This is a genomic window from Streptomyces sp. TP-A0356, assembly GCF_001417775.1.
GTDB lineage: Bacteria > Actinomycetota > Actinomycetes > Streptomycetales > Streptomycetaceae > Streptomyces.
In genome coordinates this window covers 1-22,720 of sequence record NZ_BBZJ01000014.1, presented here as the reverse complement: position 1 = coordinate 22,720, position 22,720 = coordinate 1, and the positions used below count along the sequence as shown (strand labels likewise).

Genomic DNA, 22,720 nt, shown 5'->3' with positions numbered 1-22,720 from the left:
CTGGCGTCCCCTGACGGGGCACCGGCGGCGTCTCCTACAACCGCTCGATGTTCCCCAGCCGCATGCGCGGAGCGCGCCGCGGCGGCGCGGACCCGCTCAACAGGATCAACCGCGCCGCCCGGTGCCGCTGCCCCGCGTAGGGCTCCAGCAGCGACAGCATCACGGAGTCGTCCGCGTTCCGGTCCCCGGCCAGCGCATACCCCACGATCCCCGGCAGATGCAGATCCCCCACGGTCACCGCGTCGGCCGCCCCATGACTGCGCTGCACGACCTCGGCGGAGGTCCAGGGTCCGATCCCGGGCACCACCTCCAGCCGCGCCTGCGCCGCCTCCGGTTCCATCCCCGTCGCCTGCTCCAGCCGCGCGGCGACCCGCACGGCGCGCAGGATCGTCGACGCGCGCTTGTCGTCGACCCCGGACTTGTGCCACTCCCACGAGGGAATCAGCGCCCACGTCCGCGGCGCCGGCATCACCTGCATCCGCCCCGGCGCGGGTCCCGGCGCCGGCTCCCCGAATCTCCGCACGAGCAGCCGCCACGCCCGGTACGCCTCGTCCGTGGTGACCTTCTGCTCCAGGATCGACGGGATCAGCGACTCTAGGACCAGCCCCGTCCGCGTCAACCGGAGCCCCGGCCTTCGGCGCTGCGCCAGCGCGACCAGGCGGTGCCGCGGCTCGAACGCGTCGGGATCGTCCAACACGCCCAGCAGCTCGGGCAGTTGTTCCAGCAGCCACTCGGCCCCCGGACCCCAGGCCTCGGCCTCGGCGACCCCGCCCCGCAGCGCGACCCGCAGGGTGCCCGGCCCCGTCGGCGTACGGCTGGCCCGCCACACCGACCCGTCCGGTGTCGTCCGGAACGTGGGATCCGCGGGCCCGCGCCGCAGCGGCCCCAGCACCAGCCCGAGGTTCAGCGGTCCCGGCGGGGTCCAGGTCCGCCGCCGTCCGGGTGCCGCGGCCTGCCGGGGGACACCTGCGGGCACGACGACATCCCCACCGCGCAAGGTCGTGGTGGTGGGGCGGGGAGGGAAGCGTCCGGCCACGGATGAGGTCCTGATGATGTCGGGGATGTCCTACGAGAGTAGAGGGCGGGGCGCCGCGCGGGGGCGACGGTCCGCACACGGAGGGCACCGGGGCCGGGGCACGGCGCCCCGGCGTCCAGGGCGCTCACCGCACTTCGATGAAGGCCTCCGCGTCCCGCCCGGGCCGGGGCCCGGGCTCCTCGGCCGGATGCCCCACGGCCACCGCCCCCATCGGCTCCCAGTTCCCCGGCAGCCCCAGCACCTCGCGCACGACGTCCCGGCAGAACATCGTCGATGACACCCACGCCGAGCCCAGCCGCTCCCCGGCCAGCGCGACGAGGAGGTTCTGCACGCCGGCCCCGGTGGCGACCACGAACATCTCCCGCTCCGCCGCGTCCCGCCTCGCGTCACCGTATGTATGGGACCCGTCCATGACCATGCAGGGCACGACGAGGCAGGGCGCGTTGCGCAGCACGTCCCCGCGCCGGACCCGTTTCGCGATCGACTCCTCGGTCTTGCCGTCCCGCCGCAGATCGGCGACCCAGGCGTCGCGCATCGCGTCCAGCAGCCGGGTCCTCGACTCCTCGGACTCCAGGAGCACGAACCGCCACGGCGTCGTGTGGTGCGGCGCGGGCGCGGTCACCGCGGCGGCCACCGCGCGGCGTACGGCGCCGGGGTCGACCGGTTCGTCGGTGAACACCCGTACCGTACGGCGCTGGGTCACCGCCTCCCGTACCGCCTCGGAGGTGCCGAGCCGGAACATGTCGTCGCGGGCGCCGCGGACCATGGCCCGCGCCCCCTCGCCGTCGTCCCCGGCCACCACGTGCGGCAGCCCGCGTACGACGGCGACGGGCAGCCCGGCGGCCTTGCCCTTGACCAGGTCGCCCGCCGCGGCCAGTTCGTCGGCGGTGGCGACGACCGTCGCGCTGAGCGGGTTGCCGTGCGCGTCCGTGCCGCCGCGCAGGTCGTCGAGGACGCGCACGCCCGCGGCTCCGATCGCGACGTCGGTGAGACCGGTGCGCCACGGCCGCCCGAACGTGTCCGTGATGATCACACCGACGTCGACGCCGAGCGCGTCCCGCAGCCCGTGCCGGACGGCCCGCGCGGAGGCGTCGGGGTCCTCGGGCAGCAACAGCACGGTCCCCGCGGGGGTGTTGGAGGCGTCGACCCCGGCGGCGGCCATGACGAGCCCGTGCCGGTTCTCGACGATCCTGAGCGGTCCGCGCCGGGCGACGACCCGCACGGTCTCGGCGTCGATGGCGGTCTCCCGGTCGTCCGCCGGGACCAGCCGCCCCTCGGCCTTGGACACGATCTTCGAGGTGACGAGCAGCACGTCCCCGTCGATGAGCCCGGGCTCGCAGGCGGCGATCAGCTTGGCGAGATCGTCGCCCTCGCGCACCTCGGGAAGGCCGGGCAGGGCCCAGACCCGGTAGCCGGCAGGCGTAAGGGGAGCATCCGCGCGCTCGTACCCGGCCATCGCACGGTCGGCAGGGAGCCGGCGGTCGGTGGACAGCCGCTGGTCGGTCGGGAGTCGGTCACCGTTCGGGGGTTGGTGGTCGGTTGGGTGGCGGTCACCAGTCGGGACGCGGTGGTCGGTCGAGAGTCGGTCACCGGTCGGGGGTCGGTGGTCGGTCGGGATGCGGTGGTCGGTCGGGGGTCGGTCACCGGCCGGGTGTCCGTGGTCGGCCGGGAGTCGGTCACCGGCCGGAAGGCGGTGGTCGGTCGGGAGCCGGTCACCGGTCGGGATGCGGTGGTCGGTCGGGAGCCGGTCACCGGTCGGGATGCGGTGGTCGGTCGGGAGCCGGTCGCCGGTCGGGAGGCGGTGGTCGGCCGGGAGCCGGTCACCGGGCCTTCCTGCCGCCCCATCCGGCTCCGGCGCCCGCTCGTGGGACGTGCCGCGCCCGGCGTCGGCCGCCGGGCCTTCCTCCGGGCGAAGTCCGCTCACGACGCCCGCACCTCCTCCGCCAGCGCCAGCGCCTCGCGGGCCATCTGAGCCGTCGCCTCCGGATCCGTCATCATCAGCGGCACCGCGCGGCAGCGGATGCCCGCGGCCTCGACGCGCTCCACGGCCGCCGTGTCTGCGGTGTCGACGAGCCAGCCGTCCAGCAGCCCCGAGCCGTAGTGCTCGGCGACCGCCGCGGCCGTGGACTCCACACCCACCGCCGCGAGCACCTTGTCGGCCATCCCGCGTACGGGCGCGTCACCCACGATGGGGGAGAGGCCCACCACCGGCACCCCGGCGTCCGCGATGGCCTCGCGGATGCCCGGCACGGCGAGGATCGTGCCCACGGACACCACCGGGTTGGACGGCGGGAAGAGCACGACGTCCGCCTCGGCGATGGCCTCCAGGACGCCCGGCGCCGGCTTCGCCTGCTCGGCTCCGACGGGCACGACCGCCTCCGCCGGGACCGATGCCCGCAGCCGCACCCAGTACTCCTGGAAGTGGATCGCCTTGCGCTCGCCCTCCAGCTCCACGGCGACATGCGTCTCGATCCGGTCGTCCGACATGGGGATGAGCCTGACCCCCGGCTTCCAGCGGTCGCACAGCGCCTCGGTGACCGCACTGAGCGGATAGCCCGCGCCCAGCATCTGCGTCCGCACGATGTGCGTGGCGAAGTCGCGGTCGCCGAGCCCGAACCAGTCCGGCCCGACGCCGTACGCCGTGAGCTCCTCCTTGAGATGGAAGGTCTCGTCGGCCCGGCCCCAGCCCTGTTCCTCGTTGATGCCGCCGCCGAGCGTGTACATCACCGTGTCGAGGTCCGGACAGACCTTCAGCCCGAAGAGGTGGATGTCGTCCCCGGTGTTGCCGATGACCGTGATGTCAGCGTCGGGCACGGCCCGCTTCAGTCCACTCAGAAACCGGGCACCGCCGATGCCGCCTGCCAGAACCACAATGCGCATGAGGGCCAGTCTTGCAGGCGGGTACGACAACGCGAGTGCGGGTCGGGGCGGCCCGCCGCCCCGCGTGGGCGGCGCGTGCGGGCCGGGACCTCGCCGATGCGGGTCACCCATGTGCCCGGGACGTCAGGCGGTGACGGTGTCCACCGTTCCGTGCTCCGCTGCGCACGCCCTGGCGTGCATGGGCATCGCGGTCAGCCCCGGGAAGTAGACGTGCAGGCTCACTGCCGGCTCCAGGGCGTCGTTCACCACTTCGTGCACATATCCCGGCGCGAACACCCGTTGCGTTCCCGCTCCCAGCGCGCGGGTGGCGCGCTCCGTGCGCTCGGTCAGTGCGCCCTGCAAGACGGTCAGTACGCCGGACGAGCGCCCGTGGTCGTGCAGCCCGCTGCCCTGCCCGGGCACCCAGGACAGCAGCCACACCTCGTAGCCGGGGCCGGTGAGCAGCCGGTGGTACCAGCGGGAGGTCGCGTCGTACCGCACGAGACGCGCCCACCGGGCGCGGTCGGCGGCGATGGAACGGGCGAGCCCGGCGAACTCGGCCACGGTGGCCGGGTGCTCGCGCGGCGGCTGGAGCAGGTGCGGTACTTCGAGGATGTCGCCGGCGATCTGGAGGTCGCTGTCGCTGTTCATGGGTGCGGTGGTTCCTCGGCGGGAGAGTGGGGGGTGGCTGGGTGTCGCGTGTCGTCCGCCCGGGTCACGGGCGTGGCGGTCGCCCGGGTACGGGCACAGGAGCAACAGCCGAGTCGCGTGGACTCAGAAGCGGCCGGAGCGCTGGGGCAGGCTCAACAGCCGGAACAGCAACAGCTACAGCGAGCGCGGGCAGCACCGTGGGACCCGGCGGGGCGGGTCGGGGTGAGTGCCAAGTTCGCGAGCATGCCCACTAGCACATCGGTTCATACCTTCGCTGTCAACTTGAGATCCGGGATGTGAGCGGTGTTTCACCTCATCCGGTTGATCTGACAGATGAAAGGTTTGTTCACCGGGAGTCGGGGACACATGGAGCGCACCACCGGGCCCGCGAACGCCGTTGCGATCTCGTGATCCGACTGTGATCCGGTTCGCTTCGCCGGTCGCGTCGGAACGAGACCGAACGTCTGGGCGTCCTCCCCTGTGAAGGGTCGGGCGCCTGTTGGGACCCCATCTGAGTGTCAGGGTTTATGCCGATTTGAACACTTTCCGCATAGCCTTGGTTCCGCAGAGTGAATAAGGGGCTCAATAGCAGATCTCGGCTTGACTGGCCCGGATCGGCACACTTGTAATTTCACTCGTGTCGTTCAGCCGAAATCGGTAACGGCTACATCACGGGGACGCGAAAGACTGACGAGGGGCGCACATGACCGAGCTGGTGCAGCAACTGCTGGTCGACGACGCGGACGAGGAACTCGGCTGGCAGGAGCGCGCGCTGTGCGCCCAGACCGACCCCGAGTCCTTCTTTCCCGAGAAGGGCGGCTCCACCCGCGAGGCCAAGAAGGTCTGCCTCGCCTGTGAGGTCCGCTCGGAGTGCCTCGAATACGCGCTCGCCAACGACGAGCGGTTCGGCATCTGGGGCGGTCTGTCCGAGCGTGAGCGCCGCCGCCTCAAGAAGGCCGCCGTCTGAGAGCCCGCTGTTCGAAGAGTGTCCCCCAGGGCGAAAGAGTCTTCCAGGACGTTGCAAAGCAGTCGCACGCGTGCGTGGCGGCCGGCCTGTCCGGCGAACGACGAAAAGGCGCACATCCCTACGTAACGAACGGCCCGGCGCGGGTGGGTTGTCCACAGGCGGCGGGCCGTGATCTTGTCCACCCGTTAGTGTGGGCCTCCGTCCGAGACGCTCCGCTGCCCCCTCGGGGCACAGGCGTCCACCGCAGTCCATCGAACCGGGGCCCGTACCTCGATGTCCGTGCACAGTCATTCAGCGGTCCAACACGGCGCCGGCGCGACGCCGTTCGACCCGACCCGCCCCGCGCCGTTCGACCCGGCCCGCCCGCCCGAGTTTCCGCGTCACGTGGTCACCGCGGTGCTCGTGGCCCACGACGGCGCCCGCTGGCTGCCCGACGCGCTCGCCGGGCTGCTCGGCCAGGAGCGTCCCGTGCAGAACGCCGTGGCGGCCGACACCGGCAGCGCGGACGAATCCGCGCAGCTGCTCAGCGAGGCCCTCGGTGCCGACCGTGTCCTGCACCTCGCGCGGCGCACCGGTTTCGGCCAGGCCGTGGAGGAGGCCGACCGCGGCGCGGCCGTGCTGACCCCGGACGACCTGCCCTATCTCAAGCGCCCGAGCGGCTGGGACCCCGTCACCCGCACCTGGCGCGACGACGCGTACGACCTGCCGGAGCTGCCGTACGGCGAGCCGGTGCAGTGGCTGTGGCTCCTGCACGACGACTGCGCCCCCGAACCGGACGCCCTCGCCCAGCTGCTGCGCGTCGTGGAGAACGAACACGAACTGGGCCGCGAGATCGCGGTCGTCGGCCCCAAGCTCCGCGGCTGGTACGACCGCAGGCAGCTTCTGGAGGTCGGCGTGACCATCGCCAACTCCGGCCGCCGCTGGACCGGCCTGGACCGCCGCGAACAGGACCAGGGCCAGCACGACCACGTCCGCCCGGTGCTGTCCGTGTCCACGGCAGGCATGCTGATCCGCCGCGATGTCTTCGAGCAGCTGGGCGGGTTCGACCGGCACCTGCCCCTGATGCGTGACGACGTCGATCTGTGCTGGCGTGCCCAGGCCGCGGGACACCGCGTCCTCGTCGCCCCCGAAGCGGTCGTACGACACGCCGAGGCGGCCTCCCGCGAGCGCCGCAGCGTCGACTGCGTGGGCCGCACCGCGGCCTCCCCGCACAAGGTCGACAAGGCGGGCGCCGTCTACACCCTCCTCGTCAACGCCACCACCGCACAGCTGCCCTGGGTCCTGGTCCGCCTGGTGTTCGGCACCCTGCTGCGCACGGTGGCGTATCTCGTCGGCAAGGTCCCCGGACAGGCCGTCGACGAGATACGCGGTCTGCTGGGCACACTGCTGCGGCCCGAGCGGATCATCGCCGGCCGACGCAGGCGCGGCCGTCCGCAGGTCGACAAGGACGAGCTGCGCCCGCTGTTCCCGCCGCCCGGAGCGACCATCCGGGCCACCGTCGAACAGGTCGCGAGCAACCTGGTGGGCCGCTCCGACCCCGAGGTCTCCTCGGCGGGTCGGCACGGCGGCGCCGTGGAGTCCGGACCCGGCGGCGACGACGCCGACTTCCTGGAGGTCGAACAGTTCGCCCGGCTCAAGCGCATCGCCCGCAAGCCCGGACCGGTGCTCTTCGTCGTCCTCCTGCTCTTCTCGCTCATCGCCTGCCGCGCCCTGCTCGGCGGTGGCGCGCTCGCGGGCGGCGCGCTGCTGCCCGCGCCCGCCGACTCCTCCGAGTTGTGGTCGCGGTATCTAGACGCCTGGCATCCGGTGGGCGCGGGCGGCACGCAGCCCGCGCCGCCCTACATCGCGCTCGTCGCCCTCCTCGCGAGCATCCTGTTCGGCTCGACCGGGCTCGCGGTCACGGTGCTGCTCGTCTGCTCGGTGCCGCTGGCCGGGTTCACCGCGTACTTCGCCTCGCGTCCGCTGGTCGAGTCGCGGCTGCTGCGCGCATGGGCGTCCGTCGCGTACGCGTTCCTGCCCGCCGCCACCGGCGCCCTCGCCGGCGGCCACATCGGCACGGCGGTCCTCGCGGTCCTGCTGCCGCTCATCGCGCGCGCGGCCATAGCGGCCGGCGGACTCGCCCACGCGTCCGGCGCCCGCGGCAGCTGGCGCGCGAGCTGGGCGTACGCCCTCCTGCTGACGATCACCACCGCGTTCACACCGATCGTGTGGCCCATCGCCGTCGTCCTCGGCCTGGCGTTGCTCGCGGTGCGCAGGACGGACATCGTCGCCTACGGACTGCGCTTCCTCGTCCAGGTCGGCACGCCGCTGCTGGTGCTCGCCCCCTGGTCCCTGTCACTACTGCCCTTCGGCTTCTTCAAGGAGGCGGGTCTCGCCTACGGCAAGAGCGCGGCCTCGGCCTCCGACCTGCTCGGGGCGAGCCCGGGCGGCCCCGGCACCGTCAGCGGGCTGATGCTCCTCGGTGTCGTCCTCGCCGCGCTGGCCGCCCTGCTGCGCAGCGAGCGCCAGGGGGGCATCTGGACGGCGTGGGCGGTCGCCCTGGTGGCGCTCGTCCTCGCGGCCTTGTCCAACGGCTCCACCTGGGCCGGACCCGCGACCCTCGTCTACGGCCTCGCGCTGCTGGCCGCCGCCGCGATCGGCGCGGACGGCGCGCACACGCGCGTGGCCGAGCAGAGCTTCGGCTGGCGCCAGCCGGTCGCCGCACTCATCGCGTTCGCCGCCGCGGCCGGACCGCTGCTCATCGCGGCCGGATGGATGGTCCGCGGTGCCGACGGGCCCGTGGAGCGCCGCGACCCGGTACAGGTGCCCGCGTTCGTCGCCGAGGAAGGCGGCACCAGCGACCAGGCCCGCACCCTCGTCCTGGACGGCAACTCCACCGCGCGCGTGGGCTACACCCTGGTCCGCGGCTCCGGAGCCCGCCTCGGCGACGGCGAACTCGCCGCGGACGGCGGCAACAGGACGCTGGACAAGGTCGTCGCCAATCTCGTGGCGGGCTCCGGCGCCGACCAGGCCGACGAACTCGGCGGCTTCGCCGTACGCTACGTCCTCGTCCGCAAGGGCGCGCCCCGCGACATCGGCCGCGTCCTGGACGCCACACCCGGCCTGACCCGGCTCAGCCAGCAGGACGGCAGCGCCCTGTGGCGGTTGGACCGGCAGGTCTCCCGCGCCGCGATCGTCACCGGCTCGGCCGCACCGCAGCCCGTCGCGGCGGGACCCGTCGACATCCACACCACCATCCCCTCGGGGGGCGCGGGCCGTGTGCTGCGGATCGCCGACACGGCCGCGGCGGGCTGGACCGCCACCCTGGACGGCCGACCGCTCACCCGGACCACGGTCGACGGCTGGGCCCAGGGCTTCGAACTGCCCGCATCCGGCGGCAGGTTGGACGTCACGTACGACCCACCGCTGGGCCACACCGCCTGGCTGTGGGCGCAGGGATCGCTCGCCGTGGTACTCGTGGTGCTCGCCCTGCCCGGCCGCCGCCGGGACGTCGACGACGACCTCCCCGAGCAGCGGTCGGTGCCCGCGCAGGACATCACCGGCGACGGCCGCCGCGCCCGCCGTCTGCGCGCCCAGGCCGAGGCGGAGGAGGCCGGGCAGGAAGCCGAGACCCCACTTCCGGCGGAGGAAGTCCCCGCCCCCGCCGCGATCCCGCAGCAGCAGTCGTACGACGAGTGGGACACGGCGGCCTACGCGAGCACGGAGTACGGCACGTACGGCGGCGAGCAGTACCCGGGCGCCCAGCAGTACGCGCCGGGCACGTACGAGCAGCATCCCTACCAGGCCGACCCCTACCAGGGCGCCCAGTACGACCCGTACGGCTACGGGAACACGGCGCACTACGACCCGACGTACACCCAGGGCTACGCCACGCCGTACGACCCGGCACACGGCACCGACAGTGAGCGCCCCGACGGGAGCCAGCAGTGAACCGCACGACCCTGTCCCTGATCGCCGGCGCGACCGCGCTCGCCGCCGTCACCGGATTCGCGGCGCTCACCGCCCCGGCCGCCTCCGGCGGCGGCACCGCGAAGACGGCGGCCCGGCTGCCCGTGGAGCAGACCCGGCTGCTGTGCCCCGAGCCCAGCACCTCCGACATCGCCGAGACCTCGTACACGTCCTTCACGCCCGTCGCGCAGGGCGCGAGCGGCAGCGGCAAGGCCGAACTGACCGCCGCGTCCGCGCAGTCGGCGGACGGCTCGCAGACGGGCTCCGGCTCCGCGACCGGTTCCGGTTCCGGCAAGAGCGGCAAGGGCACCAAGGACAAGAAGCAGTCCAACGCGCCGACGGTGACGCCCAAGGAGCCCGGCACGCCGGTCACCGGGGCCGGATCCGGCGCCGACCTGCCCGCCCTGATCGGCACCGCCACGGGCCGGTTCGCCCCAGGCTGGACGGTCCAGGAGACGACCCAGATCGCCGCGGGCAGCGGCCGTGGTCTGCTCGGCACCAACTGCACCGCCCCGGACACCCAGTTCTGGTTCCCGGGTGCCGGCACCGCCGGCTCCCGCACCGACTACGTGCACCTGACCAACCCGGACGACTCCGCAGCGACCGTCGACATCGAGATGTACGGCAAGGACGGCAACCTCAAGTCGACGGTCGGCGAGGGCATCACCGTCCAGCCGCACTCCAGCGAGCCCATCCTGCTGTCCACGCTCACCAGCGCGCGGGAGGCCGACCTCACGGTCCACGTCAGCGCCCGCAGCGGACGGGTCGCCGCAGCCGTGCAGGCCCTCGACGACAAGCTGGGCGGCGACTGGCTGGCCGCCTCCACGGACCCCGCGGGCTCCCTGGTGATGCCCGGCATCCCCAAGGACGCCACGGACGTCCGCCTGGTCGCCTTCGTCCCGGGTGACGCCGACGCCGACCTGAAGGTGCGCCTCTCCTCGCCCTCCGGCCTGATCACCCCGGCCGGGAACGAGACGCTGCACGTGAAGTCCGGCATGACCACCGCCGTCGACCTCGGTGACGTCACGCGCGGCGAGGCGGGCTCCCTGGTGCTGACGCCCAGCGGCACCCCGGTCCCCGTGGTCGCCGCCCTGCGGGTGGTCCGCGGCAAGGGCGACAAGCAGGAGACGGCCTTCATTCCGGCCACCGCGCCGGTCGGCACGCGCGCGTCGGTCGCCGGCAACACCGCCAAGGGCACCACGCTGGCGCTGAGCGCCCCCGGCGGCTCGGCCACGGTGAAGGTCACCGCGTCCGCAGGCAGCGAGGGCGGCACGGCGGTGACCAAGGAGTACACGCTCAAGGGCGGTACGACACAGGACGTGGACGCACCCGTGCCGAGCGGCCTCAAGGGCACCTACGCGCTCACCGTGGAGCCCGTCTCCGGAGGACCGGTCTACGCCGCCCGGACCCTTGAGACGACCACCGAGGGCGTACCGGCGTTCACGGTGCAGACCCTGCCGGACGACCGGGGCACGGTGGCGGTGCCGGAAGCGAACCAGGACCTCTCGGTGCTGCTGAAGAAGTAATGGCCCCCGGGGCTCTCGGGGGTCAGTCCTCGCCGTAGCGCGGATCCACCGTCTCCGGGGTCAGCCCCAGCAGTTCCGCCACCTGCTCCACGACCACCTCATGGACCAGGGCGGCCCGCTCGTCGCGGCCCTTCGTGCGGATCTCGACCGGGCGGCGGTAGACGACCACGCGCGCCCGGCGGCCGTCCTGGGCCGGGATCGTGCCTCCCAGCGGTACCGCCTCGTCGCTCCAGGTCGCGCCGGGGCCGTCGAGACGCGGCACCTCGAGCACCAGGAAATCGATGTCGGCGAGCTGCGGCCAGCGCCGCTCCAGACGCTCCACGGAGTCCTGCACCAGATCCGCGAACACCTCGGCGCGGCTGGCGGCGAGCGGCACCTGGGGCGGTGCGACGGGGCCGCGCATGCCTCTGCCGTGGCGGTCACGGCGGCGGGGCCCGGGTGCGGCGGCGCGGGGCGGTACGGGGGTGTCCATCACTGACGAAGCCTAGTCCTCGGTGGGGTCCCGCGCCCCGGTCCACGCGGGCGTACGCCCGCCGCGCCGCGCCATGTCCAGCCGGCTCGCCGCCGCAGGAGCGGTCGGATGTATGCCGAGGCGGTAGGGCATGTCGCCGGATGACCATTCCAGCCAAGCTTGGGCTCGATTCCTTATCTCTCCGAGACCGCCGTGCTCGAGAAATTTGACGAGGTTTGTACCGAGTGGTGACCGCTTCCAGCGCGTCCCGGTATTTCCGCAGAGGGTGTCCCCGCAGGTCAGTGAGGCGCGCCCGGAGGGGCCTGTGGGGCGTTTCACAGCACGACACGGTGGAGTGACCTGGGGGAGAGTCGTCGCGGCCCGCTCAAGAGTGCGGTACCGTCCAACGTCGTGAGCCCTGTACGTCGCTGTTCGCGCACCGCTTGCGGCCGACCCGCCGTCGCGACGCTGACGTACGTCTACGCGGATTCGACCGCGGTCCTCGGCCCGCTCGCCACCTACGCCGAACCCCACTGCTACGACCTGTGCGCCGAGCACTCCGAGCGCCTGACCGCGCCGCGCGGCTGGGAGGTCGTGCGGCTCCTGGACGGCTCGGCCCCCGCCCGCCCCAGCGGCGACGACCTCGAAGCACTCGCCAACGCGGTGCGCGAGGCGGCCCGCCCCCAGCAGCGGGCGGCGGAGGCGGGCGGCGGCAGCGCTCGTACGGCGGACCCGATGGAGGTCGCCCGCCGCGGTCATCTGCGGGTGCTGCGCTCGCCGGACACCTGAGCCCGGTATGAACTCCGTGGGAACTGTCCGGCCGACCCCCGGGAGCGGCCTCCGGGCCTGAGTCCCAGCAGGTAGTTTGGGGTCATTCGTTGAGACCTCAGGAGGGTTGGCCGTGGCTGCTGATCTGTCGCAGATCGTGAAGGCGTACGACGTACGCGGGGTGGTCCCGGACCAGTGGGACGAGCCGCTCGCCGAACTCTTCGGTGCGGCCTTCGCACAGGTGACCGGCGCGGACGCGATCGTGATCGGCCATGACATGCGGCCCTCGTCCCCTGGCCTGTCGCGTGCCTTCGCACGCGGCGCCGCCGAACGCGGCGTCGACGTCACCGAGATCGGCCTGTGTTCGACGGACCAGCTGTACTACGCCTCGGGCGCGTTCGACCTGCCGGGCGCGATGTTCACCGCCTCGCACAACCCGGCGCAGTACAACGGCATCAAGATGTGCCGGAAGGGCGCCGCCCCGGTCGGCCAGGACACGGGTCTCGTCGAGATCCGCGTGCTGGCCGAGCAGTGGCTGGACTCGGGCGCGCCGGAGCCGGTTGCGACGCCGGGAACGATCACACGGCGGGACACGCTGGACGACTACGCCGCGCACCTGCGCTCCCTCGTCGACCTGACCTCCATCCGCCCCCTGAAGGTCGTCGTCGACGCGGGCAACGGCATGGGCGGGCACACGGTGCCGACCGTGTTCGCCGGGCTGCCGATCGACCTCGTCCCCATGTACTTCGAGCTGGACGGCACGTTCCCGAACCACGAGGCCAACCCGCTCGACCCGAAGAACATCGTCGACCTGCAGAGGCGGGTGCGCGAGGAGCGCGCCGACATCGGCATCGCCTTCGACGGCGACGCCGACCGCTGCTTCGTCGTCGACGAGCACGGCGACCCGGTCTCGCCGTCCGCGATCACGGCGCTGGTCGCCGCGCGTGAGCTCGCCAAGCACGGCGGCAAGGGCACGATCATCCACAACCTGATCACGTCGTGGTCGGTGCCCGAGGTCGTACGGGAGCACGGCGGCACCCCGGCGCGCACGCGCGTGGGCCACTCCTTCATCAAGGCCGAGATGGCGCGTACCGGCGCGATCTTCGGCGGTGAGCACTCCGCGCACTACTACTTCAAGGACTTCTGGAACGCCGACACGGGCATGCTGGCCGCGCTCCACGTCCTGGCCGCCCTGGGCGGCCAGGAGGGCCCGCTGTCGCAGCTGGTCGCCGAGTACGACCGCTATGTGGGCTCCGGCGAGATCAACTCCACGGTCGACGACCAGAAGGGCCGCCTCGCCGCGATCAAGGCGGTGTACGAGGGCCGCGAGGGTGTCGAACTGGACGAGCTGGACGGTCTGACCGTCTCGTCCGCCGACTGGTGGTTCAACGTCCGCCCCTCCAACACGGAGCCGCTGCTCCGCCTGAACGCGGAGGCGAAGGAGGAGGCGACCATGGCGAAGATCCGTGACGAGGCCCTGGAGATCATCCGCGGCTGACCGCGCGGGCACGGCTCCTCCTCCCCGCGAGCCCGTGAGGCTCGCGGGCGGGGCGAGGAGGGGGAGCCGGACCCTGCCCAACCCCCGCGTGCCGCCCACCGCAGCGGTACTCTGACCAGGCCAAGCGCACCCGCTCCGAAGGGACCCGCCATGCCGCTCGAAGCCGGCCTCCTCGAGATCCTCGCCTGCCCGGCGTGCCACGCCCCGCTCAAGGAGGAGGAGAGCGAGCTGGTCTGCACGGGCCAGGACTGCGGCCTCGCCTACCCGGTCCGGGACGGCATCCCGGTCCTGCTCGTCGACGAGGCCCGCCGCCCCGCGTAACGGACCCGGCGATCGGAGGCTGCCGCCCATGCTGGACGAATCGCTGCTCGACGACCCCGAGGGGCTGGCGCGCGCAGACCGTCGCGCACTGCTGCGGGGCGCCGCCGAGGCAGGCGCCCGGGTCCGCACCGCCGTGCGACACGCGGCCGAGGCGGGGATCAACGACCTGAAGCCCGACGGCCGCCCGCGCGCCGTCCTCATCGCGGGCCCCGGCACCGCCTCCGTGGGCGTCGCCGAACTGCTCGACACCCTCGCGGGCGCCGCCTGCCCGGTCACCCGCATCCACCCGACCGGTGTCGCCCCGGCCGCCGGCGCCCTGCGCTGGGAGCTGCCCGGCTGGGCGGGCCCGGTCGACCTGCTGCTGATCGCGACACCGGACGGAACCGAACCGGGCCTGTCGCTCCTGGTGGACCAGGCCTACCGCCGCGGCTGCACCGTCGTCGCCGTGGCCCCCGATCGCTCCCCGGTCACGGACGCGGTGGCCGGCGCGCACGGCCTGTTCGTGCCGATGGCCACCGCCCCGTACGACCAGGAGGAGCCCCTCACCGCGGCCGCGCCCGGTGTCCTGTGGGCCCTGCTCACCCCGCTGCTCGCCCTCCTGGACCGCACCGGGCTGCTCTCCGCGCCGCCCGACGCCCTGGAGAGGGTCGCCGACCGCCTCGACCAGGTCGCCGAGCGCTGCGGGCCGGCGATCGCGACCTACAGCAACCCCGCCAAGAACCTCGCCGCCGAGCTCGCCGAGTCGCTCCCGGTGATCTGGACGGAGGGCGTCTCCGCCGCGCCGGCCGGGCGCCGTTTCGCCGCCGCGCTCGCCGAGCTGGCCGGACGCCCAGCGCTCACCGCGCAGTTGCCCGAGGCGCTCGCCTCGCACAGCGTCCTGCTGTCCGGCGCACTCGCCGCCGGAGCCGACCCCGACGACTTCTTCCGTGACCGCGTCGAGGAGGCACAGGCCCTCCACGCGCGCGTGGTCCTCCTGCGCGACCGCCCGATCGGCGGCCTGAGCGCGGCCCCCGCCGCACGCGACCTGGCCCTCAGCCACGACACGGCGATCAGCGAACTCGAACCGGAGGACGGCGGCGAACTGGAGACCCTCGCGGAACTGATCGCCATCACGGATTTCGCCGCTGTTTACGTGGCGCTCGCTTCGGGGGCCTGATCTTGGCTCAGGCCTACTGCTCGGCGGCCCGCCGAGCAGCGTAAGTACGGAGAAAAGACACCCATGGATCGCCTCGACAACACCATCCGCCCCTATGCCTGGGGTTCGACCACCGCCATTCCCGAGCTCCTCGGCGTGGAACCGACCGGTGAGCCGCAGGCGGAGATGTGGATGGGCGCCCACCCGGGCGCACCGTCGCGCACCGCGCGCGGCCCCCTCAACGAGGTGATCGACGAGGCACCGGAACAAGAGCTGGGCGACGCCACGGTCGCCCGGTTCGGGCCCCGGCTGCCCTTCCTGCTGAAGATCCTCGCCGCCGGCGCCCCGCTCTCCCTCCAGGTGCACCCCGACCTGGAGCAGGCCAAGGAGGGCTACGAGGACGAGGAGCAGCGCGGCATCCCGATCGACGCGCCACACCGCAACTACAAGGACGCCAACCACAAGCCCGAACTGATCTGCGCCCTCACCGAGTTCGACGGCCTGTGCGGCTTCCGTGCGCCCGACGCCGCGGCCGAACTGCTCGCGGGTCTCGACGTCGACTCCCTCAAGCCGTACGTCGACCTGCTGCACGCCCGCCCCGAAGAGGCCGCCCTGCGCGAGGTCCTCACCGCCGTCCTGACCGCCGACCCCGAGGGCATGGCCCGCACGGTCACCGAGGCCGCGGCCGCCTGCGACCGCCTCGGCGGCTCCTACGCGCCGTACGCCGACATCGCCCACCACTACCCCGGCGACCCGGGCGTGATCGCGGCCATGCTGCTCAACCACGTCCAACTGCAGCCCGGCGAGGCCCTCTTCCTGGGCGCCGGCGTCCCGCACGCCTATCTGAACGGCCTCGGCGTCGAGATCATGGCCAACTCCGACAACGTCCTGCGCTGCGGCCTGACCCCCAAGCACGTCGACGTGCCCGAACTGCTGCGCATCGTCCGCTTCGAGGCGAGCGACCCCGGCGTCCTGCGCCCGGAGGCCGCGCCCGACGGCGAGGAGGTCTACGAGACCCCCATCGACGAGTTCCGCCTGTCCCGGTACGTCCTCCCGGAGGGCGCCGCCCCGCAGGACCTCACGCGCGCGACCCCGCAGATCCTGCTGTGCACTGCGGGTTCCGTACGCGCGGGGGAGCATGTGCTCGGCCCCGGTGAGTCGGTCTTCGTACCGGCCGACGACAAGGCCGAAGTGTCCGGCCCCGGCACGGTCTTCCGGGCCACGGTCGCCGCCTGACCCCGCCCCTCCGGAGCGCGGCGGACCGCTGCCAGGCCCGCCGCGCCGTCGTCCGACCGGGCTGCAACAATGGCCCACCGGCAAAGGACGGGCAAAGGCCCGGCCGTCGCCGGAAGGCATACGACCGGGTCCGGGAACGGCGTACGAAAGGACAACGCGAACACATGAGCGCGTCAGGCGGCACCAGGGCGATCGTGGCGGCACTCGGCGCCAACCTCGCGATCGCGGCGGCGAAGTTCGTGGCGTTCGCCTTCAGCGGCTCGTCGTCGATGCTCGCCGAGGGCGTCCACTCGCTCGCCGACTCCGGCAACCAGTTCCTGCTGCTGATCGGCGGCAAGCGGTCCCAGCGCCAGGCGACCCCGCAGCACCCGTTCGGCTACGGCCGCGAGCGCTTCATCTACGCCTTCCTCGTCTCGATCGTCCTCTTCTCGGTCGGCGGCATGTTCGCCATCTACGAGGGCTACGAGAAGATCCGGCACCCGCACGAACTGGAGCACTGGTACTGGCCGGTGGGCGTGCTCGTCTTCGCGGTCGTCGCCGAGGGCTTCTCCTTCCGCACCGCCATCAAGGAGTCCAACCAACTGCGCGGCAAGCTGTCCTGGGCGCAGTTCGTCCGCCGTGCCAAGGCCCCCGAGCTGCCGGTCGTCCTCCTGGAGGACTTCGGCGCGCTCATCGGTCTGGTCCTGGCTCTCGGCGGCGTCGGCCTCGCGGTCCTCACCTCAGACGGTGTCTGGGACGGCATCGGCACCGTCTGCATCGGTGTGCTCCTCGTCCTGATCGCGCTCGTCCTCGCCGCCGAGACCAAGTCCCTGCTCCTCGGTGAGGCCGCGGGCGCCGAGGAGGTCAAGAAGATCGAGGCGGCCATCGTCGACGGCGAGAGCGTCCCCGGCATCATCCACATGCGCACGCTTCACCTCGGCCCCGAGGAACTGCTGGTCGCCGCCAAGATCGCCGTCCGGCACGACGACACGGCCGCACAGGTCGCCTCCGCGATCAACGCCGCCGAGGCCCGCATCCGCGCCGCCGTCCCGATCGCCCGCGTCATCTACCTGGAACCGGACATCTACAGCGAGGCCGAGGCGGCGAAGGGTCCGGACCCCGAGGCGACGCCGGGAGGCCCGCCGCGGACGACCGGTCACTGAATCCCGCCCCGGAGGGCGGCGTCGACAGCCCGCCCATGGGCGCCCTGGTGCAATTCCGGCCGTCTCCCGTGATCGGCGTGATCTGTCCGCGGGCGGACTGGGGACGGCCGGGTCCTCCGGTGTAGCTTGGGAGGGAGCCAGACGTCGCTGCTGATGGCGGTCGGGCGGCCCCGTGCGGGCCGACCGAGGGAGAGAGGGCCTCCGACGGACTGCGCTGCGCGCACGGTGGCATGCCTGTGTCCCCTTTCGGGCACGCCTGTGCCCGCCGCCGCGCAGACCAGCCCTACCCACCTCGACCCGATCCCGAGGAGCAGCCCGTAATGACGACTGTCGAGAACCGACAGGACTTCAAGGTCGCCGACCTCTCCCTGGCCGAGTTCGGCCGCAAGGAGATCACCCTCGCCGAGCACGAGATGCCCGGTCTGATGGCGCTCCGCGAGGAGTACGCCGAGGCTCAGCCCCTGGCCGGCGCCCGTGTCACCGGCTCCCTGCACATGACCGTCCAGACCGCCGTGCTCATCGAGACCCTGGTGGCCCTGGGCGCGCAGGTCCGCTGGGCGTCCTGCAACATCTTCTCCACCCAGGACCACGCGGCGGCCGCCATCGCCGTCGGCCCGGACGGCACGCCGGACAACCCCCAGGGCGTCCCCGTCTTCGCCTGGAAGGGCGAGACCCTGGAGGAGTACTGGTGGTGCACGGAGCAGGCGCTGACCTGGCCGGACAGCCCCACCGGCGGCCCGAACATGATCCTGGACGACGGCGGTGACGCCACCCTCCTCGTCCACAAGGGCGTCGAGTACGAGAAGGACGGCAAGGTCCCCTCGGTGGACACCGCCGAGTCCGACGAGCACCGCGTCATCCTCCAACTGCTCCACCGCACCCTGGGCGAGAACCCCCAGAAGTGGACCCAGCTGGCGTCCGAGATCCGCGGCGTGACCGAGGAGACCACGACCGGCGTCCACCGCCTGTACGAGATGCAGCGTGAGGGCACCCTCCTGTTCCCGGCGATCAACGTCAACGACGCCGTCACCAAGTCGAAGTTCGACAACAAGTACGGCTGCCGCCACTCCCTGGTCGACGGCATCAACCGCGCCACCGACGTCCTCATCGGCGGCAAGACCGCGGTCGTCTGCGGCTACGGCGACGTGGGCAAGGGCTGCGCGGAGTCCCTGCGCGGACAGGGCGCCCGCGTGATCGTCACCGAGATCGACCCGATCTGCGCGCTGCAGGCGGCCATGGACGGCTACCAGGTCACGACCCTCGACGAGGTCGTCGACAAGGCCGACATCTTCATCACCACGACCGGCAACCGGGACATCATCATGGCCGACGACATGGCCAAGATGAAGCACCAGGCGATCGTCGGGAACATCGGTCACTTCGACAACGAGATCGACATGGCCGGTCTCGCCAAGATCCCCGGCATCGTCAAGGACGAGGTCAAGCCGCAGGTCCACACCTGGACCTTCCCCGACGGCAAGAAGATCATCATCCTCTCCGAGGGCCGCCTGCTGAACCTGGGCAACGCCACCGGTCACCCGTCGTTCGTGATGTCCAACTCCTTCGCGGACCAGACGCTGGCCCAGATCGAGCTGTTCACCAAGCCCGACGAGTACCCCACCGGCGTGTACACGCTCCCCAAGCACCTCGACGAGAAGGTCGCCCGCCTCCACCTGGACGCGCTCGGCGTGAAGCTCACCAAGCTGCGCCCCGAGCAGGCGGCGTACATCGGCGTCGACGTCGAGGGCCCGTTCAAGTCGGACCACTACCGCTACTGATCACCTACGGCGCCCGGGTGCGCGTACGCCACAGGCTGTGGGCGTACGCGAGCCCGACGCGCACGGTGTGAGCACGTCCGTGCACTCCGCGCCCCCGGCAGCAGGTCCCGAGGCAGGCCCCCGCACCCCCGTGCCGGGGGCCTGCCCCTTTGGCCGGACCAGGCAGACTGGCCCGACCAGCCCTCACGACCCAGGACCCTCATGCCCCGCGGCCGATATTCGCTTCACGACCCGCACGACCACACTCTCCTCGCCGAAGAACACTTCCACTGTGCGCCCGGCCCCTCCGGCTGGCGCTACGTCTCCCAGCTGACCACCCCTTCCGGCGACCACGCAGGCTCCGTCGACCTCGCCCTCGACGACCTCGGCCGTCCCATCCGCCTCGAACTGCACGCCGGGGGCTGGCAGGTACGGGGGGCCGCCCTCGACGGCGTCACCTGGGTCCGCACCGACCCCACCGGCACCCATGCCATCGAAGGCACTGTCCGCGCCCACGCCTTCACCGGCACGTCCCCGGCGTTCCTCGTCGCCACCGCTCGTCTCCTGCGCCTCACCCCCTCGTCCTCCGCGACGCGCGTACGCCTCGTCGCCTTCACCGATCCGGTCCTCGCCCCCCGCACCGTGGACCAGTCCTGGGCCCTGATCGCAAGAGAAGCACACGCCACTGACAACGCCCCCCTGATCGTGGACGAGTACCAGGTCACGGCCCTGGACACGGGGGAGCGGCACACCGTCCACATCTCCGGCGACGTGGTGCTCGCGGCACCCGGCATCGAGCTGGAGCACCTCGATTCGCCGCCGTCGGTGTTCACCTGACGTCCCGGCCGAAGGCCGGCACGGAGACGGACCGCGTCCGCATCGGGGTCGCACGAGTCCGACCGCTCCAAGGCCGACCGATGCAGCGGTCATCGGTTCCCGTCAGCCGGGCGGGCACCGTCTCCGTCAGAAGCGCCCTGGCTAGGCGGGCGGCGCAAACCCGGTGGACGGCCGCTCCGACGGCTCGTCCGGCACCGACGCCTCGGGCCGGCCGTACGTCTGCGACCGACCGGGCCGCCCGGCCGTCTCGCCCGCTGCGTCCGGGCCGGGAACCGACCAAGGACCCACCTCGGCCGACGGGGCGGGAGCGTGCTGGGGCGTCGGGGCCGGACCGGCCGGGATCCACTGAGCTTCCGGGCTCACGCCCACGGCTCCACCCTCGCCGCCGCCGAAAGCCCGCCGCGTCTCACGGGCCCGTCGCTCCTGCACCACGGCCGCCAGATACGCGGCCGGCGGAACACCGTGCGGCGCCGGCGCCCCCGTACGCGCCGCGAGGTCCGCGGCGAGACGTTCCGCCAGCGTCCGGCCCACCTGAGGATCCAGCTGCTGCATGCGCGTCAGGTACTGGCGGATCGCGAGCCACAGCCCGTCAGGAACCGCCGAAAGATCCAACTCGGAGAACCGGCCCGCGAGCCAGGGCGGCGGCGGAGGCACGAAGGCCGCGCGCCCCGCGGGCACCCGCTCCCGTACGACCAGCGTGCCCGCGAACACGTCACCGAGCCGTCGGCCGCGCGCCGACACCAGGGAGGCGACGCACGCCACGACCCCGAACGTCATCAGGATCTCCACCACACCGACCGCGCCCCGGACCAACGCGTGCCGGAACCGGATCGGCCCCCCGTCGTCCCGCACCACCCGCAGCCCACAGGCCAGCTTCCCCAGCGAACGGCCGTGGCTGAGCGTCTCCACCGCGATCGGGCCCCCCACCAGCACGAGCAGGAAGGCCGCGATCGACACCGCGACCCGCGCGGCGTCGTCCAGTCCGGATGTGGACGCCAACAGGGCGATCATCACGATGACGTAGACCGCGATGGTCACCGCCAGATCGAGCAACACCGCCAGCGTCCGGCTCGGCAGCCTCGCGGGGCGCAGCTCGAGCGCCACCGCCTCACCCGTCACTAGCTCACTCACGTCTGCCGTCCTTCCCCTGACCCACCCCCGGGATACGACAGTCTGCCAAGCTGAGGGCACATCGCGCCGCAGTACGACAAGCTGACACGCAGTACGAGAGGACGAGGAGCAGCCATCCCATGGACCTCGACGTGTTCGTGTCCACCCACCGCGCCGAGTGGGACCGCCTGGAGGCCCTGCTGCGCCGCCGGCGCCGCCTCACCGGAGCCGAGGCGGACGAACTCGTCACCCTCTACCAGCGCACCGCCACCCACCTCTCGGTGATCCAGTCCAGTGCGCCGGATCCCCAGCTGACGGGCCGGCTCAGCCAGCTGGTGGCACGCGCGCGCAGCGCCGTGACGGGCACGCGCCGCGCCTCGTGGCGCGATGTCACACGCTTCCTCGCATACGGGTTCCCCGCCGCGGTCTACCGTTCGCGTCGCTGGTGGATCCCCACGGCACTGTTCTCCACGGTCGTGGCGGCGCTCCTGGGGTGGTGGATCGGCACCCATCCGGAGGTCCAGTCCTCGATCGCGGCCCCAGGCGAGCTACGCAACCTGACGCGGCCCGGCGGTGAGTACGAGACGTACTACTCAAGCCATCCCGCCGCCGCCTTCGCCGCCCAGGTGTGGACGAACAACGCCCAGGCCGCCGCGATGTGCCTGGTCCTCGGCATCTTCCTGGGCCTCCCGGTCCTCTGGATCCTCTTCGAGAACATGCTGAACCTCGGGGTGGGCATCGGCCTGATGTCGTCGGCCGGCCGGCTCGACGCCTTCCTGGGCCTGGTCCTCCCGCACGGCCTCCTGGAGCTGACGGCCGTCTTCGTGGCCGCCGGGACGGGTCTGCGACTCGGTTGGACCCTCATCGACCCGGGGCCCCGTTCCCGCCGTACCGCGCTGGCCGAGGAGGGCCGGGCAGCCCTGGGCATGGCGATCGGCCTCGCGCTGGTCCTGTTCGTCTCGGGCGCCATCGAGGGCTTCGTGACGCCGTCCGGCCTTCCGACCTGGGCCCGCATAGCGATCGGGATCGTCGCCGAGCTGGCCTTCCTCACCTACGTCCATGTCCTGGGCGGACGAGCGGCTCGGGCCGGCGACACGGGTGATGTGGAGGCCGATGAGCGCAGCGCGACGGTTCCGACGGCGGCGTGATGTCCAGCAGCCCTGCCGGATGTGCGTCACGCGGCGTTGACCTGCTAGTCTCCTCTTCGCCCCACGAGAGCTGTTGACACGGACCGAGTGGGGAGGTAGATTCGAACAGTTGCCTGGAGGTGGACGTGTCCACCCTGGGACATTGAGCGATCTGCTTGCTTCCGGAACATCGATTCCGCGAAGCCCATCCCGATGTATGAGAAATCGACGCCGATCAATCGGCTCTGAAATCTCTGATAAAGTCGGGAGCGCCGGAAAGGGAAACGCGAGAGCGGGAACCTGGAAAGCACCGAGGAAATCGGATCGAGAAGGTCTGATAGAGTCGGAAAC

The 22,720-nt window shown here is 72.4% G+C and carries 18 protein-coding genes; 12 read left to right on the top strand and 6 right to left on the bottom strand.

Annotated features, from left to right (window positions below; genetic code table 11):
- Window positions 1–34: 34 nt before the first annotated feature.
- The 4 genes from ASC56_RS06185 to ASC56_RS06170 all read right to left on the bottom strand — a co-directional run bounded on the left by ASC56_RS06185 (window position 35) and on the right by ASC56_RS06170 (window position 4,546).
- Window positions 35–1,036 carry a DNA-3-methyladenine glycosylase gene (locus tag ASC56_RS06185; RefSeq protein ID WP_055490212.1) on the bottom strand — a complete coding sequence of 334 codons (1,002 nt, stop codon included), beginning with the start codon at window positions 1,034–1,036 and terminating at the stop codon, window positions 35–37.
- Between the two features lie 124 nt (window positions 1,037–1,160).
- Window positions 1,161–2,492, bottom strand: a complete 1,332-nt coding sequence (locus ASC56_RS06180) for a coenzyme F420-0:L-glutamate ligase (RefSeq protein WP_055490617.1) — start codon at window positions 2,490–2,492, stop codon at window positions 1,161–1,163.
- Between the two features lie 464 nt (window positions 2,493–2,956).
- Window positions 2,957–3,916, bottom strand: a complete 960-nt coding sequence (gene cofD, locus ASC56_RS06175) for a 2-phospho-L-lactate transferase (RefSeq protein ID WP_055490211.1) — start codon at window positions 3,914–3,916, stop codon at window positions 2,957–2,959.
- Between the two features lie 123 nt (window positions 3,917–4,039).
- Window positions 4,040–4,546: a cysteine dioxygenase family protein gene (locus tag ASC56_RS06170; protein ID WP_055490210.1), complete on the bottom strand. Its 507-nt coding sequence runs from the start codon at window positions 4,544–4,546 to the stop codon at window positions 4,040–4,042.
- Between the two features lie 703 nt (window positions 4,547–5,249).
- Between ASC56_RS06170 and ASC56_RS06165 the strand changes: the two genes are divergently transcribed.
- The 3 genes from ASC56_RS06165 to ASC56_RS06155 all read left to right on the top strand — a co-directional run bounded on the left by ASC56_RS06165 (window position 5,250) and on the right by ASC56_RS06155 (window position 10,987).
- The gene (locus tag ASC56_RS06165) at window positions 5,250–5,513 is read left to right on the top strand and encodes a WhiB family transcriptional regulator (protein ID WP_003975777.1); all 264 of its coding nucleotides are present in this window, start codon (window positions 5,250–5,252) and stop codon (window positions 5,511–5,513) included.
- Between the two features lie 273 nt (window positions 5,514–5,786).
- Entirely contained in the window at window positions 5,787–9,443 is a 3,657-nt protein-coding gene (locus tag ASC56_RS06160; RefSeq protein WP_079102321.1) for a glycosyltransferase family 2 protein, read from the top strand.
- Entirely contained in the window at window positions 9,440–10,987 is a 1,548-nt protein-coding gene (locus tag ASC56_RS06155; RefSeq protein ID WP_055490209.1) for a DUF5719 family protein, read from the top strand. Before ASC56_RS06160 ends, ASC56_RS06155 begins: the two co-directional genes overlap by 4 nt.
- Before the next feature lie 22 nt (window positions 10,988–11,009).
- Here the strand turns inward: ASC56_RS06155 and ASC56_RS06150 are convergent, their stop codons facing one another.
- Window positions 11,010–11,459: a metallopeptidase family protein gene (locus ASC56_RS06150; protein ID WP_055490208.1), complete on the bottom strand. Its 450-nt coding sequence runs from the start codon at window positions 11,457–11,459 to the stop codon at window positions 11,010–11,012.
- Window positions 11,460–11,849: 390 nt separating this feature from the next.
- Here ASC56_RS06150 and ASC56_RS06145 point away from each other — a divergent pair, with 390 nt between their 5' ends.
- The 8 genes from ASC56_RS06145 (at window position 11,850) to ASC56_RS06115 (ending at window position 20,132) form a co-directional block, all read left to right on the top strand.
- Window positions 11,850–12,227, top strand: a complete 378-nt coding sequence (locus ASC56_RS06145) for a DUF3499 domain-containing protein (protein WP_055490207.1) — start codon at window positions 11,850–11,852, stop codon at window positions 12,225–12,227.
- Between the two features lie 112 nt (window positions 12,228–12,339).
- The gene (locus tag ASC56_RS06140) at window positions 12,340–13,704 is read left to right on the top strand and encodes a phosphomannomutase/phosphoglucomutase (RefSeq protein ID WP_055490206.1); all 1,365 of its coding nucleotides are present in this window, start codon (window positions 12,340–12,342) and stop codon (window positions 13,702–13,704) included.
- A 150-nt stretch (window positions 13,705–13,854) separates the two neighbouring features.
- The gene (locus ASC56_RS37605) at window positions 13,855–14,025 is read left to right on the top strand and encodes a Trm112 family protein (protein ID WP_079102319.1); all 171 of its coding nucleotides are present in this window, start codon (window positions 13,855–13,857) and stop codon (window positions 14,023–14,025) included.
- Between the two features lie 28 nt (window positions 14,026–14,053).
- Window positions 14,054–15,181, top strand: coding sequence for an SIS domain-containing protein (locus ASC56_RS06135; RefSeq protein WP_055490205.1), 1,128 nt, complete (start codon window positions 14,054–14,056; stop codon window positions 15,179–15,181).
- Window positions 15,182–15,244: 63 nt separating this feature from the next.
- Window positions 15,245–16,396, top strand: coding sequence for a mannose-6-phosphate isomerase, class I (manA, locus tag ASC56_RS06130; RefSeq protein ID WP_055490204.1), 1,152 nt, complete (start codon window positions 15,245–15,247; stop codon window positions 16,394–16,396).
- A gap of 164 nt (window positions 16,397–16,560) precedes the next feature.
- Complete coding sequence (locus ASC56_RS06125; RefSeq protein ID WP_055490203.1) at window positions 16,561–17,538, top strand: cation diffusion facilitator family transporter; 978 nt, start codon at window positions 16,561–16,563, stop codon at window positions 17,536–17,538.
- Window positions 17,539–17,858: 320 nt separating this feature from the next.
- Window positions 17,859–19,316: an adenosylhomocysteinase gene (gene ahcY / locus ASC56_RS06120; RefSeq protein WP_055490202.1), complete on the top strand. Its 1,458-nt coding sequence runs from the start codon at window positions 17,859–17,861 to the stop codon at window positions 19,314–19,316.
- A gap of 201 nt (window positions 19,317–19,517) precedes the next feature.
- Complete coding sequence (locus tag ASC56_RS06115; RefSeq protein WP_055490201.1) at window positions 19,518–20,132, top strand: hypothetical protein; 615 nt, start codon at window positions 19,518–19,520, stop codon at window positions 20,130–20,132.
- Window positions 20,133–20,273: 141 nt separating this feature from the next.
- Here ASC56_RS06115 and ASC56_RS06110 read toward each other — a convergent pair whose 3' ends face one another.
- Window positions 20,274–21,263 carry an RDD family protein gene (locus ASC56_RS06110; protein WP_107309193.1) on the bottom strand — a complete coding sequence of 330 codons (990 nt, stop codon included), beginning with the start codon at window positions 21,261–21,263 and terminating at the stop codon, window positions 20,274–20,276.
- Window positions 21,264–21,382: 119 nt separating this feature from the next.
- Between ASC56_RS06110 and ASC56_RS06105 the strand changes: the two genes are divergently transcribed.
- The gene (locus ASC56_RS06105; protein ID WP_055490199.1) at window positions 21,383–22,390 is read left to right on the top strand and encodes a stage II sporulation protein M; all 1,008 of its coding nucleotides are present in this window, start codon (window positions 21,383–21,385) and stop codon (window positions 22,388–22,390) included.
- The last annotated feature ends 330 nt before the right edge of the window (window positions 22,391–22,720 follow it).

Excerpts from the sequence above, each read along its gene's own strand:
- ASC56_RS06180 (WP_055490617.1), bottom strand. The coding sequence starts at position 2,492 with ATGGCCGGGTACGAGCGCGCGGATGCTCCCCTTACGCCTGCCGGCTAC.
- cofD (WP_055490211.1), bottom strand. The coding sequence starts at position 3,916 with ATGCGCATTGTGGTTCTGGCAGGCGGCATCGGCGGTGCCCGGTTTCTG.
- ASC56_RS06170 (WP_055490210.1), bottom strand. The coding sequence starts at position 4,546 with ATGAACAGCGACAGCGACCTCCAGATCGCCGGCGACATCCTCGAAGTA.
- ASC56_RS06165 (WP_003975777.1), top strand. The coding sequence starts at position 5,250 with ATGACCGAGCTGGTGCAGCAACTGCTGGTCGACGACGCGGACGAGGAA.
- ASC56_RS06160 (WP_079102321.1), top strand. The coding sequence starts at position 5,787 with ATGTCCGTGCACAGTCATTCAGCGGTCCAACACGGCGCCGGCGCGACG.
- ASC56_RS06150 (WP_055490208.1), bottom strand. The coding sequence starts at position 11,459 with ATGGACACCCCCGTACCGCCCCGCGCCGCCGCACCCGGGCCCCGCCGC.
- ASC56_RS37605 (WP_079102319.1), top strand. The coding sequence starts at position 13,855 with ATGCCGCTCGAAGCCGGCCTCCTCGAGATCCTCGCCTGCCCGGCGTGC.
- ASC56_RS06135 (WP_055490205.1), top strand. The coding sequence starts at position 14,054 with ATGCTGGACGAATCGCTGCTCGACGACCCCGAGGGGCTGGCGCGCGCA.
- manA (WP_055490204.1), top strand. The coding sequence starts at position 15,245 with ATGGATCGCCTCGACAACACCATCCGCCCCTATGCCTGGGGTTCGACC.
- ASC56_RS06125 (WP_055490203.1), top strand. The coding sequence starts at position 16,561 with ATGAGCGCGTCAGGCGGCACCAGGGCGATCGTGGCGGCACTCGGCGCC.
- ahcY (WP_055490202.1), top strand. The coding sequence starts at position 17,859 with ATGACGACTGTCGAGAACCGACAGGACTTCAAGGTCGCCGACCTCTCC.
- ASC56_RS06115 (WP_055490201.1), top strand. The coding sequence starts at position 19,518 with ATGCCCCGCGGCCGATATTCGCTTCACGACCCGCACGACCACACTCTC.
- ASC56_RS06105 (WP_055490199.1), top strand. The coding sequence starts at position 21,383 with ATGGACCTCGACGTGTTCGTGTCCACCCACCGCGCCGAGTGGGACCGC.